General features: G+C 46.0%; 13 protein-coding genes. 7 read left to right on the top strand and 6 right to left on the bottom strand.

All coding sequences use genetic code 11. The features are described 5' to 3' along the window. Window positions 1-21: 21 nt before the first annotated feature. From murD to ADA42_RS14975, 4 genes are all read right to left on the bottom strand, one after another. Complete coding sequence (gene murD / locus ADA42_RS14990) at window positions 22-1368, bottom strand: UDP-N-acetylmuramoyl-L-alanine--D-glutamate ligase (RefSeq protein ID WP_048766012.1); 1347 nt, start codon at window positions 1366-1368, stop codon at window positions 22-24. Between the two features lie 155 nt (window positions 1369-1523). After that, window positions 1524-1778, bottom strand: coding sequence for a DUF6587 family protein (locus ADA42_RS14985; protein ID WP_004932283.1), 255 nt, complete (start codon window positions 1776-1778; stop codon window positions 1524-1526). Between the two features lie 16 nt (window positions 1779-1794). After that, window positions 1795-3648, bottom strand: a complete 1854-nt coding sequence (gene feoB, locus ADA42_RS14980; protein WP_048766011.1) for a ferrous iron transporter B — start codon at window positions 3646-3648, stop codon at window positions 1795-1797. Further along, window positions 3645-3908 (bottom strand): FeoA family protein, encoded by a 264-nt coding sequence (locus ADA42_RS14975; protein WP_004932278.1) that lies wholly within the window; start codon window positions 3906-3908, stop codon window positions 3645-3647. Before ADA42_RS14975 ends, feoB begins: the two co-directional genes overlap by 4 nt. A 153-nt stretch (window positions 3909-4061) precedes the next feature. On the opposite strand from ADA42_RS14975, the gene xerD reads away from it, so the two are divergent. The 4 genes from xerD (at window position 4062) to thrC (ending at window position 8592) form a co-directional block, all read left to right on the top strand. After that, window positions 4062-4979, top strand: coding sequence for a site-specific tyrosine recombinase XerD (gene xerD / locus ADA42_RS14970; protein ID WP_004932274.1), 918 nt, complete (start codon window positions 4062-4064; stop codon window positions 4977-4979). Window positions 4980-5104: 125 nt separating this feature from the next. Beyond that, window positions 5105-5920 carry a DsbC family protein gene (locus ADA42_RS14965; RefSeq protein WP_048766009.1) on the top strand — a complete coding sequence of 272 codons (816 nt, stop codon included), beginning with the start codon at window positions 5105-5107 and terminating at the stop codon, window positions 5918-5920. A gap of 170 nt (window positions 5921-6090) precedes the next feature. Continuing rightward, on the top strand, window positions 6091-7392 hold the full coding sequence (locus ADA42_RS14960) for a homoserine dehydrogenase (protein WP_004932270.1): 1302 nt from the start codon (window positions 6091-6093) through the stop codon (window positions 7390-7392). 60 nt (window positions 7393-7452) lie between these two features. Next, a complete protein-coding gene (thrC, locus tag ADA42_RS14955) occupies window positions 7453-8592 on the top strand; it encodes a threonine synthase (RefSeq protein ID WP_004944129.1) in 1140 nt (379 codons plus the stop codon). A 66-nt stretch (window positions 8593-8658) separates the two neighbouring features. Here the strand turns inward: thrC and pbpG are convergent, their stop codons facing one another. After that, the gene (gene pbpG, locus ADA42_RS14950; RefSeq protein WP_004932264.1) at window positions 8659-9717 is read right to left on the bottom strand and encodes a D-alanyl-D-alanine endopeptidase PBP7/8; all 1059 of its coding nucleotides are present in this window, start codon (window positions 9715-9717) and stop codon (window positions 8659-8661) included. 213 nt (window positions 9718-9930) lie between these two features. Between pbpG and ADA42_RS14945 the strand changes: the two genes are divergently transcribed. Genes ADA42_RS14945 through ADA42_RS14935 form a run of 3 tightly spaced genes read left to right on the top strand, consistent with a single transcriptional unit; the run spans window position 9931 to window position 13603 of the window. Then, entirely contained in the window at window positions 9931-10566 is a 636-nt protein-coding gene (locus tag ADA42_RS14945) for a response regulator transcription factor GacA (protein ID WP_004932261.1), read from the top strand. A gap of 22 nt (window positions 10567-10588) precedes the next feature. Beyond that, complete coding sequence (locus ADA42_RS14940; protein WP_048766006.1) at window positions 10589-12157, top strand: sensor histidine kinase; 1569 nt, start codon at window positions 10589-10591, stop codon at window positions 12155-12157. Window positions 12158-12184: 27 nt separating this feature from the next. Next, window positions 12185-13603 carry a sigma-54-dependent transcriptional regulator gene (locus ADA42_RS14935; RefSeq protein WP_048766005.1) on the top strand — a complete coding sequence of 473 codons (1419 nt, stop codon included), beginning with the start codon at window positions 12185-12187 and terminating at the stop codon, window positions 13601-13603. 1 nt (window position 13604) lies between these two features. Here the strand turns inward: ADA42_RS14935 and ADA42_RS14930 are convergent, their stop codons facing one another. Beyond that, window positions 13605-14780, bottom strand: coding sequence for a S41 family peptidase (locus tag ADA42_RS14930; RefSeq protein WP_048766003.1), 1176 nt, complete (start codon window positions 14778-14780; stop codon window positions 13605-13607). Window positions 14781-14782 lie beyond the last annotated feature (2 nt).

Below are 14782 nucleotides of genomic sequence, written 5' to 3'. Positions count from 1 at the left end.
TATCCTTCTGATTTTTGTTATTTAAACAAGGGCATTTACACAAGCAACAAATTGATGCCCGCGATCTGGATAGCCTTTAAACATATCAAAGCTTGCACAGGCAGGAGACAGCAATACGACGTCGTTTTCTTGGGCATGCTGTTGCGCCTGAGTCACGGCGTCTTGCAAAGTTGAAACATGCACCATTGACGCTGTTCCCTGTAATGCTTGTTCAATTTGTTGGGCATCTTCACCCATCAGAATTGCCGTTTTGACATATTTTTCAACCGATGGGCGCAGCAAGCTGAAATCTTGCCCTTTACCCTGTCCTCCTAAAATCACCACCACTTGACCATGTTGGGGTTGAATGGCGGCACCGAGGCCATCAATGGCTGCCAATGTAGCGCCGACATTGGTGCCTTTTGAGTCATTATAGTAACGTACATCATGAACAGTTTTAACGTATTCACAGCGGTGCTCTAGGCCCTTAAACTGCTTGAGTGTCTCGAGCATGGAGTCGAGCGGTAGTCCAATTGCTTCGCCAAGTGCTAAGCAGGCCAGTGCATTGGCAATATTGTGCGTGCCTTGAATGTACAGCTCGGTGCTTTTGATGAGGCGGTTACGACCACGTGCAAGCCACATCGTCCCGTCATCTTCGCGCAACACACCGTATTGATTGATGTCTGGTGCATTCAGTCCAAAGCTTTGCATCGGGGTGTTGTCTGGCACAAGTGGACGGGTTAAGCCGTCATCACGGTTGTACACCACCTTTTTTACGCCCTGAAAAATTCGGTGCTTGGCCTGATGATAACCTAGCATATCCCCATGACGATCCAGATGATCTTCACTCATGTTTAATACAACAGCTACTTCGGCATTCAGATGAGAGGTGGTTTCGAGCTGAAAACTTGACAGCTCAAGCACCAGCAATTCAGGCTCGTCTTTTAGTAAATCGAGTCCCGGACGACCTAAGTTCCCCCCTACTGCTACGCGTTTGCCTGCATCTTTGGCCATCTGACCAAACAAGGTGGTGACCGTACTTTTGGCATTTGAACCAGTAATCGCCACAATGGGAACAGTAGTGGCACGGCGTAATACCTGAATATCGCCGATCACGGGTATACCGTGCGCAATTGCTTGCTGAATTTCAGGCAACTGTGGCGCTAATCCAGGGCTTAAAATAATTTCTTCTGCTTGTAAGAGCAACTCCAGATCCAGCGCACCAAAATGAGTTTGCACCTCTGCCGGAATCTGATCATGCCCCGGGGGGACTGCACGAGAATCTGTGACAGCAACGCGGTAGCCTTGTTCATGTAAAAAATTAACGGCGGAAACCCCTGAGATTCCTAGACCCGCAACGACTTTTAGTCCACCCCGTTGTATAAGCATGCATGCCCCGCATTGTGACAAAAATTGATTGCCAAAATGGTAGCACTTTGGGGTTTTGAATGCTTTTTCAGTTTTGGTTTTATTCGACGTTTTTTGTGTCAGCGCGTAAAAAAAGCCATCGATTTGATGGCTTTTTAATCAGTTGATCTGCGGTATTATTGCAACCATTTTACCGGCTTGATCTCTTGCACTGGCGATGTCGGCTTATCGTCAGTCGAACATCCGCAGCTACCACCACATCCGGCCACCATTTTGGGTTTTAAGCGTGTTGCCAGTGCGTGCCAGCCACGTTGTTGGCACTGATCTGAAAGTGACATAAATAGCGCAGTCGAAGTTTTCGGAAAGACTTTCCTGAACACTACCCATGCACTCCAGATGACCAATACTGCAATAATCAGATACTCAATCATGCTCCACCTCAACCACTCAAGAGAAAAAACGTGATGCCAATTGATACGTCAAAAATGACATCAAATACGCCAGACCGAACAAATATCCAGTCATCACAGCCACATTTTTCCACGATCCCGTTTCACGACGAACCGTCGCCAATGTGGCCAAGCAATGCGGCGCATAAACAAACCACACCAGCAAAGCAAGCCCGGTTGCAAGCGACCATCCTGAACCATCAGCACTGATCAGACTCGATAGCCCTTGCGTAACCGCATCTTCACTGGTAGCAGACAGTGCATATACCGTTCCGAGTGCGGCCACAACCACTTCACGCGCTGCCATTGCTGGAATCAGTGCAATACAGATTTGCCAGTTAAAGCCAAGCGGCGCAAAAATAGGTTGAATCAAATGTCCCAGCATACCGGCAAAACTATAATCAATTGCCGGAAGCGTTGCGCCTTCTGGCGGCTGCGGAAAGGTACACAAAAACCAAAGCAAAATCGACAAGGCAAAGATAATTCCGCCCACACGCTTTAAGAAGATTTTGGCGCGATCCAGTAAACCAATCCCCACACTTTTTAAATCGGGTAAACGGTAACTTGGCAGTTCCATCAATAAAGCATGTTGTGAATTGTCTTTTTGGAAAAACTTCATCACAAACGATACGCATAGCGCACTTAAGATACCCGCCATATATAAGGCGAATAACACCAATCCTTGCAGGTTAAAAATCCCCCACACGGTTTGTGCAGGAATAAAAGCACCAATCAACAAGGCATACACCGGCAAACGCGCCGAACAGGTCATCAGCGGTGCCACCATAATGGTAGTGAAACGGTCGCGTGGATCGGTAATACTACGCGTGGCCATAATGCCCGGAATAGCACAGGCAAAACTTGAAAGGAGTGGAATAAATGCACGCCCACTTAAGCCGGCTTTAAACATGAGTTTATCGAGCAAAAAGGCAGCTCGTGGCAGATAGCCAGATTCTTCAAGCACCAAAATAAAAAAGAACAGAATCAAAATCTGCGGCAAAAACACCACCACGCCGCCGGCACCAGCAATAATGCCATCGACCACTAGACTATGCAGTAAAGGCTGGGAAATGTAGGCACCCACACTTTCCCCCAACCAGCCGAAAAAGCCTTCAATGCTGTCCATAAATGGCGCAGCCCAAGCAAACACGGCCTGAAACACCACAAACATCAGGAGTGCCAAACTGAGCAAACCAAGCACCGGGTGTAAAAAGATTTTATCTAAGAGATCGGAACGCGCATCCGCATCTTCTACAGACTGCACCACGTCATTTAAAATCATTTCGATTTTTTGATGGTGTGTGCCTTTCAGACCCGTCATTTCGGTTTGCGGCACCATAAACTTGTGCTGATCCAGCGCACTCATCAGGTTTTGAATCCCTGAATTACGCACTGCAACCGTTTCAACGACAGGCACTCCCAAACGCTCCGAAAGCTTTTGTGAGTTCACCTGAATACCTCGGCGGCGTGCTTCATCCATCATATTCAGCACAACCAATACTGGTCTTTTGAGTTCAAGAATTTCCAGCACTAAACCTAAATGAAGTTTTAAGTTGGTGGCATCGACCACGCACAAAAATGCATCCTGATCGCGCTCTCCTTCAATTTTGCCTAAACACACATCGCGGGTAATGGCTTCATCTGGACTGGTGGCATTTAAGCTATAGGTCCCTGGTAAATCCAGCACGCGAACCGGCTTTTTTGAAGGCAGATCAAAGTGTCCGACTTTACGCTCTACTGTCACACCAGCATAGTTGGCAACCTTCTGGCGCGTACCGGTTAGGTGGTTAAATAAAGAGGTTTTACCGCAGTTAGGATTTCCAACAAGGGCGACACGAAGTGCTTCACTCATGTGCCTGCCCCTTCTTGACTGATTTGAACTCTTGCAGCTTCTTCTTTACGTAAAGCAAAGCGGGTAAAACCCAGTTGCACCAGAATCGGATCGCCACCAAACACGCCTTTTGTCACGATCTGTACCTTTTCACCCGCAACAAATCCTAAGGTTTCAAGGCGGTTTGCGATTGGATCTTGTTGATCCGGACTGCCATCAAGGGTATGATCCACCGCTGTGATGATGGCAGTTTGCTTCACTCTAAGTTCTGATAAACGCACTGCAATTTGATCCTGAAAGCTTTTGCATAGTATACATCCAAATGAGAATAATTAACAAATAAGGAATCGTTACGATTCACATCTGTAAAATCTCATCGACAGCAAACGCTGTTTACACTAATGTATTGTTATCACAGAACATCTGTTGCTTGAATGATCAGTAAAAAGCCTCGCACGCCTGCGCCAATTACAATTCCAAAACCATTTAGTTTTTTGCATGGCTTTAGAGACTATCTGGTGGCACAAAGTGTCAGCCCGCATACCCGTAACGCATATTTAAGCGATTTGATCCAGTGTGCCCAATTGTCTCGCCACGCCCTGCCCGAATGGAGTGCCGATGACATCTCGGATGTTTTGATTGAACTCACCAAACTGGGGAAAAGCCCGCGTTCAATAGCACGCTGTCTCTCGGCACTGCGTCAGTTTTATAAATTTTTACGTGAACAGAAAATTCGAACCGATAATCCTGTGGCGCTGCATAAAAGCCCGAAACTGGGTCGAAGTCTGCCACAAGATTTATCTGAGCAAGATGTCGATGCACTGATTCATGCACCAGATACCTCCACGGCGCTAGGGCTACGCGATCGTGCCATGCTTGAAGTTTTATATGCCTGCGGTTTACGGGTGTCTGAGCTGCTGAACCTAAAGCTGGAGCTGATTAATTTAAAGCAAGGCTATTTGCGTATTACCGGTAAAGGCAACAAAGAGCGTTTGGTGCCTCTGGGCCAGTTTGCGACTGAATGGGTCGAACGCTACCTGCGCGAATCACGCCCTGCGCTATATAAAAGCGCGACCGATTATCTCTTTTTAACCCAGCATGGCGGCATTATGAGCCGACAAAATTTTTGGTACGCCATCAAGCGCTATGCATTGCAAGCCAATATTCAGATGGAGCTTTCTCCACATACCTTGCGCCACGCTTTTGCAACACATCTACTCAATCATGGTGCCGACTTGCGTGTGGTGCAGTTACTCTTGGGGCATAGTGATTTATCGACCACACAGATTTATACCCATGTGGCTCAAATCCGTATGCAGCAATTGCATGAACAATACCATCCGCGCGCTTAATCTTGCCAACAAACCAAATGCAAAGACGGATCAGTTACAGAGCGCATCGAATAATTACCATCAGTTGGATTTTTTTTGATATTCTAAAAGCCTTTAAATAACAATTGAAATGAAAAGGGTTGTTTATGTCATTTACCCGTTCGCACCTTTTTATCGCCTGCGCTTTGGCTGGAAGTTTAGCTGTATCGGCATGTTCCAAGCAGGATGATGCTGCCAAACAAGATACGTTGACTGCAAATACACCGGCAACGGGTGAGGCATCGACCTTAAGTGAACGCAATGCTCAACAACGTCTGATTTCGACTTTGCAGGATCACCTCAAAAGTGCCAACATCAATGCCAAAATTACCGGTGTTCAGTCGACCGAAGTACCCAACCTGTATTGGGTAAGTTTAGATGGCATGCCATCGGTTTATGCCACCAGCGATGGTAAATACATTATTCAAGGCGATGTGATCCGGTTGGGGAATAAGGAGTTGGTGAGTGTAGGTGAAGCCTTACAAGCCAAAGAAAACAAAAAATTATTTGCAACGCTCAAGACACAAGATCTGATTGTGTATCCAGCCAAAAATGGTAAAGCCAAGCATGTGGTCTACGTGTTTACCGATGCAAGCTGTCCGTATTGCCACAAATTGCACGAGCATCTTGATGAAATCAATGCCAAAGGCATAGAGGTCCGTTATATTGCTTGGCCGCGTGGCGATCAGTTCATGCCGACCATGGAAGCAATCTGGTGTAGCGCAGATCGTAAAGCAGCATTTGCGCAAGCCGTTCAGGGCCAATCGGTACAAGCAGCACAGTGCAAAAATCCTGTACGTGATCAGTATCAACTGGGTCAAAAAATTGGCGTGAACGGTACACCTGCTATTTACAGCGTCGAGGGTGAATACTTAGGCGGTTACTTGACTCCTGAGGAGCTTGATACACGTCTTAATAAGTAATCAAGCCTGCTTATATTTGCAGTGCTACATTGTTCAAACTTAAATCATCTTGACTAAAAAACAATAGCGTTGGCATTTCCTTATGGAAATGCCAACAAACCCTAGAGTCTGACGATTTTTTTAGCTATGATCTAGACCTATTGAATTTTTATGCATGTATGGAGTGTGACGTGAAACCAGTTCGTCTGGCAATACTCGGTCTCGGAACCGTTGGTGGTGGTGCCCTTAAACTATTACAAGAAAACGCTGCTGAAATTAAACGTCGCACCGGTCGTGAAATTCAAATTACCTACGTTGGCACTCGCCGTCCTCGCCCAGATCTTGACCTTAATGGCATTCAGCAAAGTGACGATTTAATGCACATTGTGCGCCAGCCCGATGTAGACGTCGTGGTTGAGGTAATGGGCGGTATCCATCCTGCTTACGAACTTATCATGGAAGCCATCAAGCATGGCAAACAAGTGGTCACAGCCAACAAAGCGCTTCTGGCCGAGCATGGTAACGAACTGTTTAAAGCTGCCGAAGACAATGCTGTTCAGATTGCATATGAAGCGGCAGTGGCTGGCGGCATTCCAATTATTAAAGTGATTCGTGAAGGTTTGGCCGCAAACCGTATTGACTGGTTGGCTGGAATCATTAATGGAACAGGCAACTTTATTTTGACTGAAATGCGCGACAAAGGTCGTGCTTTTGCAGATGTCTTAAAAGAAGCACAAGAACTCGGCTATGCCGAAGCTGATCCAACCTTTGATGTTGAAGGCATCGATGCGGCGCACAAACTGACCATTTTGGCCTCATGTGCTTTTGGTATTCCGCTTCAATTTGACAAAGTGTACACCGAAGGGATCAGCAAGATTACCGCACAAGATGTCAAATATGCAGAAGAACTAGGTTTTAGAATTAAGCACTTGGGTATTGCCCGTCGTGCAGAACACGGTATTGAACTTCGCGTACACCCGACCCTAATTCCAGAAGAAGAACTGATTGCCAACGTCAATGGCGTTAAAAATGCTGTACTGGTACAGGCGCATGCGGTTGGCCCAACGTTGTACTACGGCGCAGGTGCAGGTGCAGGCCCTACAGCATCGGCTGTGGTTGCCGATATCGTCGATATTGTACGTGATATTTCTTATACTGAAGATGGTGCAGGCACCATCCCACAACTTGCTTTTGAAGCCTTGACCGACCTTCCAATTTTAAAGCGCGAAGAAATGACCACAGGTTATTACTTACGTGTCGATGCTGAAGACCAAACCGGCGTACTGGCAGATATCACCACGATTCTGAGCCGTGCAGGCATCAGTATCGATGCGATTATGCAGCAGTCGCGTTTAAAAGATCTTATCCCGATTGTGATTTTGACTGATCCAGTGGTCGAATCCAAAATGGATGACGCCATTGCAAAAATTCAGGCTTTACCTGCAATTCATGGCGAAATTGTGCGAATTCGTTTAGAATCGCTCGATAGTTAATCAGGTGGAGAGGGTTAACCCTCTCGCCAGCTCTACCTTACTCTTGGAACATAAATCATCATGTCTAATGCCAATCGTTATACCGGTCTCGTGGATCGTTATCGTGACCGTTTGCCAGTTTCTGCAACGACGCGTGCCATTTCTTTAGGTGAAGGAAATACTCCGCTGATTAAACTAGAGAATATTCCACGCATTATTGGCAAAGATGTCGAAATTTATGTGAAATATGAAGGGCTTAACCCAACTGGTTCATTTAAAGACCGCGGCATGACCATGGCAGTGACCAAAGCTGCTGAAGAAGGTTCAAAAGCCATTATCTGTGCATCAACAGGTAATACTTCGGCGGCAGCGGCGGCATATGCTGCACGTGCAGGCATGAAAGCATTTGTCTTGATTCCAGAAGGCAAAATTGCAATGGGCAAATTGGCTCAGGCCATGATGTACGGCGCAATCACCATGCAAATTCGTGGTAACTTTGACGACGGTATGCGTTTAGTGAAAGAAGTGGCCGACCAAGCACCGGTCACGATTGTAAACTCAATTAACCCGTACCGTTTACAAGGTCAAAAAACCATTGCCTATGAAATTGTTGAATCATTAGGTCGTGCGCCAGACTACCATTGCTTACCTGTTGGAAATGCAGGAAACATCACCGCACACTGGATGGGTTATACCGAAGCGGTTGCCAACCAGCCAGCTGAGCAGTTCGAGCAAGTGATTTACGATGCTGCAACCGACCAGTTTACGGGCCCTAAACCAGACGGTCTGCCAACGATGGTGGGTTATCAGGCAGCAGGTGCAGCACCATTTATGCGTGGCGCACCGATTGAGCAACCTGAAACGATTGCAACGGCTATTCGTATTGGTAATCCACAAAGCTGGAACCATGCCAAAGCAGCTGTTCGTGATTCAGAAGGTTGGTTCGATGAATTAACAGATGCTGAAATTCTAGAAGCACAACGTTTATTGTCGATGTACGAAGGCGTATTTGTTGAGCCTGCATCTGCTGCCTCAATTGGCGGTGCAATGCGTGACATCAAAGCGGGTAAAATTCCTGAAGGTTCTGTGATTGTCTGTACCGTTACAGGCAATGGCTTAAAAGATCCGGATACTGCAATCAAGCAATGTGCAGATGCCGTGATGCTGTCTATCGATGCCACCATGACACAAGTGAAAGACTCTATCTTGTCGAACATGTAAGTTATCAGGCAATAAAAAACCCGTTCTCTGAAACGGGTTTTTTATTGCGGTTGTTTGTATATCGTTTTAAATGCGCTTTGGTTGTTGTGCCAGCCAATTTAAGAGGTTGGTTGCATCGTTGTTACGCGATTGCGTTGAACCTGCACCGAGCAATACCACCACCGCCGGACGCGAGTTAACGGTTGCATGCATTACCACACAACGGCCCGCTTCATTGATGTAACCAGTCTTCGATAAATTAATGTTCCAGCCACCATTTCGTACCAACGCGTTGGTATTGTTTGATTTCAATACGCGATAACCCAGATTGAAGTCATAGCTAGGTGTGGTCGAAAACTGACGGATCAAACCATATTGCGAAGCAGCACTGACTAAAATCCCCAAATCACGTGCTGACGAGATATTGTGCGGATCGAGTCCTGAAGATTCAACATAGTGTGTTGAGCTCATGCCCAATTGACGTGCCTTGGCATTCATGGCCGCCACAAATGCTGGACGTCCGCCCGGATAAGTACGTGCCAGTGCAGCAGCAGCAGGGTTTTCAGATTTCATTAAAGCAAATAGTAATACTTCGGCACGGTTCATCTTGTCGCCTACGCGCAAGGTTGAACTCGAATTTTTCCCACCTGCCCCGGCAAAATCAATCGATTCCAAGGTGATTTCTTGGGACATATCCAAGCGCGCATCTGCGGTCACCACAGCGGTCATCAGCTTGGTAATTGATGCAATCGGCATCGATGCATTGGTATTTTTACTAAACAAGACTTCGCCTGTTTGGGCATCCATCACCAAAGCCGCACGAGCGCTGACAGCAGGTTGCGCGCCATAACCACCAGTATCACGAATTGCCGATGGCGCAGCAGGTGCAGGCGTAAGCGTGGTGGTCGTGGTACTGCGTAATGTGGTCGTGACAGACGTCGACCCCTGAGGACTGGCAGCAGCCTCAAGCGAACGGTCTGAATTTAATAATTGATTTGCGTCATCCGATGACCAGCTTAAAGATGCAGCACCAGCAGCATTCCCCGGAGATGGATTCACAATGAGTTCTGCAAAGCTTGTTGAACTCAAAGCTAGCAAAATCGACATGCCCAAAGCATGTTTCAGAGTTTTTTTGGCATATTTCACGGTAAATTACTCAACTCAGGGTGAACACAAATTTGCTTATTACCTGCATTATGCCTTACATTTGGACATACAGCATGACGGTAATGTCAGACATGTTTGCGTACAACTATTCTCTCAACTTATGTGAATAGAATTGCTAATTTTGTCATTACAATGCAAGTGAATTTTGCTTTATGTAACAAAAAACCATCTTTGTAATTTCAGGAGGCCTGTGTGATCACTGTTTTAGTCGTTGATGACCATGAATTGGTACGTACGGGCATTTGTCGTATGCTTGAGGATCAAGCCGATGTCGATGTGATTGGACAAGCAGAATCAGGTGAAGATGCAATCAATATCGTGCGTCAGAAGCATCCTCAGGTGGTCTTGTTGGATGTGAATATGCCTGGAATTGGGGGCGTAGAAACCACACGTCGTCTGTTGCAATCTGCACCTGAGACCAAAGTGATAGCGGTCAGCGGTTTGGCGGAAGAGCCTTATCCATCTTTATTGCTCAAAGCCGGGGCAAAAGGCTATATCACCAAAGGTGCCCCAATTGCCGAAATGGTACGTGCCATCAATAAAGTCATGCAAGGCGGTAAATATTTTAGTGCCGACATTGCAGAGCAATTGGCCAGCTCTTACCTGTCTGATACCCAGCAATCGCCATTTGATGTTTTATCTGAACGTGAAATGCAAGTCGCCATGATGGTCGTGAACTGTATCAGTGCGCAGGAAATTGCGGATAAACTGTTTGTTAGTGTCAAAACCGTCAACACCTATCGTTATCGCATCTTTGAAAAGCTCGCCATCGACAGTGATGTCAAACTTACCCATCTGGCCATTCGTTATGGGCTGATAAAACCTTAGTCTTCTATTTCCTGATTGTTCTATGCCGGCGCCTGCTCTGTCTACCCAGCTGTCGTATACGATTTATCGTTTAGGCGCTTGGTATGGTGCCTATCGTGTCATTATTGGCTTAAGCCTGATTCTGATCTTTTACACCACAGGTCAGGGTCACAGCTCAGACTATTTACATCCCGAACTTTACGTTTTTACACTGGTGATTTACACCTTGCTCAGCTTTATGCAAGGTGGAGTATTTAAATTCTCTACACGATGGATTGCCTCACAGCTCACCTTGCTGTTTATTGTCGACATTGTGGTACTGAGTTTACTCACCTACGCCGTGGGCAGCCCAAGTCTGCACTTGAGCATGCTGTACGTGGTGACGGTCTTTTCGGCGGCGATTTTGCTGCAAGCACGAATGTCACTGACCGTTACACTTCTCGCGGTCATTGTGGTGATCTATCAGCAAGTGGTGTTGGTCCTGTTTGACAAAGACCATCTCAGCTCGATCAGCAACAGTATTTTGCTGGCTTTTTTATTTTTTGTGGTTTACGGAATTGGGCAAATCGCGGTGCGACGTTTTCAGTTACTTGAGAACATTGCCAATCATCAATCTGACGTGCTCAATCAACTCCAAAATATCAATCGTTACATTCTAGATCAGGCCAAAGAGGGTTATCTGGTACTCGACGAAAGTTATCATGTTGTGGTGTGTAATCCCGCAGCGTCGAGTTTTTTAGGCATACAGCCACTTTTTGCGCATGAACAATTGCCATTGGTGAATCTTCAGCCAGACTTAGTTGAAGTGCTCAGATCAACCTCGCTGCAAGATGGTGAAACATTCAATTTTGAATCACAGTTTTCGACTTATCGTCTTCATGTGCGTATTCAGCGTTTACGGGTTCCGCAACAATCCTTAATCTTGTTGATCTTGCAAGACGCTCAAAGAATGAATCAACGTGTTCAGCAGTTAAAACTTGCCGCATTGGGGCAACTCTCGGCCAGTATTGCCCACGAAATTCGCAATCCTTTGGCTGCAATTGCCCAAGCCAATGAATTACTGTCCGATAGTGAACTGCATGAGCAGCAGCAATTGCAGAACATGATCAGAAAACAAACCAAACGGATCAATGGCATTATTGAAGATACGCTCGGGATGGCGCGTAATCAGACCACCACCCCAATCACCATCCAGCTCAATCCGTTTTTACAGAGTTTACTGCACGAAGACTTAAATGATGTACAGCAGAAATTAGAACTTCAGCTCCCAGCACATGATGTATCGATTGTGTTTGATCCATCTCAACTCCGGCAAGTGCTGGTCAATCTGATTCGAAATGCACTTCGTCACAATGCACCAGATGCACCCGCAGTACAGATTGTGGTGCAGTTGGCATCGACTTCGATCTGGATTGATATTGTCGATTTTGGTGAGGGCGTAACAAAACGTAATCTTTCGCAACTGTTTAAACCGTTTTTTAGTACCGAAATTCAGGGAACTGGTTTAGGATTGTATTTATCACAGAGTCTTTGCGAGGCGAATCATGCCAAGCTGACCTATGTTGAACAAGATAAAGGGGCATGCTTTAGAATCCACTGCCCAATAAATTAAAATATATAAATTAGGTTTTGTGGGATTATGACCATTCTTCAACCACGTGTATTACTGATCGATGACGAAGAAGATCTTTGTTCATTGATGCAAATTAGCCTGTCGCGCATGGGCATCCATACAGATTGTGCCTACAATGTAGAGCAGGCCAAACAATTGCTTGCGACACACGAATACAATGCCTGTCTGACCGACCTCAATCTACCCGATGGTCATGGACTAGATTTGATTGATCATGTGAATGAACATTTTCCGTATATTCCGATTGCTGTGATCACAGCCTATGGCAACATGGAAATTGCCATTTCAGCGCTTAAGGCGGGTGCGTTTGATTTTGTCAGTAAACCGATCAATCCGCAGCATCTGAAACAACTGATACAGACCGCACTTAACGGCAGCCAGATGCATCCCGACAATGATAGGGAAACTCTTGAACACCAGCTCTTGATTGGGCAATCTGAACCCATTGAAGCACTTCGGATTGCGCTACGAAAAATCTCGCGCTCACAGGCGCCGGTCTTTATTACCGGTGAATCCGGAACAGGTAAAGAAGTGGTGGCCAATCTGGTTCATCGCTTAAGTAATCGTAATGAAGGCCCTTTTATTGCGATTAACTGTGGTGCAATTCCAGCCGAACTGATGGAAAGTGAATTATTTGGGCATAAAAAAGGCAGTTTTACCGGTGCCACACAAGACAAGCAAGGGTTGATACAAGCGGCTCAAGGCGGCAGTCTGTTTCTCGATGAAGTAGCAGAATTACCGCTGAGCATGCAGGTCAAATTGTTACGCGCTATTCAGGAAAAGAAAATTCGCCCCCTCGGATCTGAGCACGAAATCGATGTGGATTTTCGTGTGATCAGTGCTAGTCATCAACAGCTTGAACAACTGGTTCAACAAGGCAAATTTCGCCAAGATTTGTTTTTTCGTATTCATGTCATGGACATTACCCTGCCACCACTACGAGAGCGTGGAGACGATATTTTGATTTTAGCACGACATTTTATTGGGCATGTCTGTCGTGACTGGATCATCCCGATCAAACAACTGACCGCAGCAGCTGAAGAATTTTTACTGCATTATCCGTTTCCGGGAAATGTACGTGAATTACGCAACATGATCGAACGTGCCATTACTTTAAGTGAAACTGCATTTATCGACGTGCAACACTTAAATGGCTCCTCCTTACGCGAATATACTTCAGCAGTAACTGAAGCAACCGATTATCTTAAAATTCCACGTGTGATCACACAGCAGCCTGAAACTAAAACCAAGCTTCCTCACGAAGGGCTCGAGCAATATCTTGAAAAAATTGAAAAAGAGATATTATTAAATGCTTTGAATTGTAGTCACTGGAACCGAACCTTGGCCGCAAAAAAACTCGGCATGAGCTTTCGCTCACTTCGCTATCGCTTGAAGAAATTTGGTCTTGATACTGAAGAAAGTTAGTTTAAAGCTTCGCCTGCTTCAGCAGCATTTCGGAGACATTCTCTAGATAGATCTCATCTTTCATATCTGCCGGTAAGGGATAGACTTGATTGGGCTGAATGCCCTTACCTTCAATCATATTGTCTTTGGGTGTGTAGTAGTGAGACACTGTCATTTGCAGCGCCGCTCCATCTGGCAATGGAAAGAGTTTCTGTACCACGCCTTTACCATAGCTTTTTTCTCCAATCACCCATGCACGCTGGTGCTCTTTCATGGCTGCCGTAAAGACTTCAGCCGCCGAAGCAGAACGATGATTGATTAAGATGCCCAGTTTCAATCGCTGAAATTCATTACTTGGCAAAGCCTGAAATTGCTGATTGCCTTCAGAACGGCTCTTCGTCGAGACAATCACGCCCTGATTTAAAAATAAATCAGCCGATTCAACCGCCGCAGACAATAAACCGCCAGGGTTGTTACGCAAGTCGATCAGTACGGCTTTCAAACGCGGTGAACCATATTCTTCAATTAAGCGTTTAATTTCGTTGGCTGTATCTTGCTGAAATACCCGAACTTTAAGCACCAAAACCTGATTATGTAGCAATACGGGCTGTACATCGGCTTCGATTTTTTTATTACGAATCAGGGTCTGGGCCACAGCCATCGTGCTGGTTTGCATTTGCAGCGGCGTTCCAATCGAACCGTAAAGCAGGCCATGAACCTGTTCATGATTGAGGCCTTGCAAATCTTGTCCATCAATTTTTGTTACGATTTGGTCATTTCGAAGACCAAGTTTATAAGAGTCTGCGCCCTCTTTCAGATCACGGATCACCCATTGGTGGGCACGTGGTTCATACACCAAGGCAAAATCTACCGAGGCCAAATCACCTTCGGTATATTGAACCAATTGTTTGTATTCTTCAGGCGAGAGATAACGTGAATATCGGTCTAAACCACCCACCAAACCTTTGATGGCCTGCTGAAACAGCACTTCATCTGGCTTGGATTCGACATAGTTGTCTTTGACCAAATTATAAATTTGTACAAATTGCTGTATCGATTCGACCGGCACTTCGACTGATCGAATCGCTTGACCATCTTCACCCACCTGCGCTGTGGCAGGTGCGGCACTCAACACCAAGGGACTGCAACACATCAACCAACCTGTCAGTAAAACACGAAAATTGAAGCGCTGAGTCATAC

The sequence above is a fragment of the Acinetobacter sp. 243_ASPC genome (assembly GCF_001054715.1).
Lineage (GTDB): Bacteria > Pseudomonadota > Gammaproteobacteria > Pseudomonadales > Moraxellaceae > Acinetobacter > Acinetobacter soli.
Note: the sequence above shows the minus strand (reverse complement) of the source record. Positions and strands in the feature narration are given on the sequence as shown.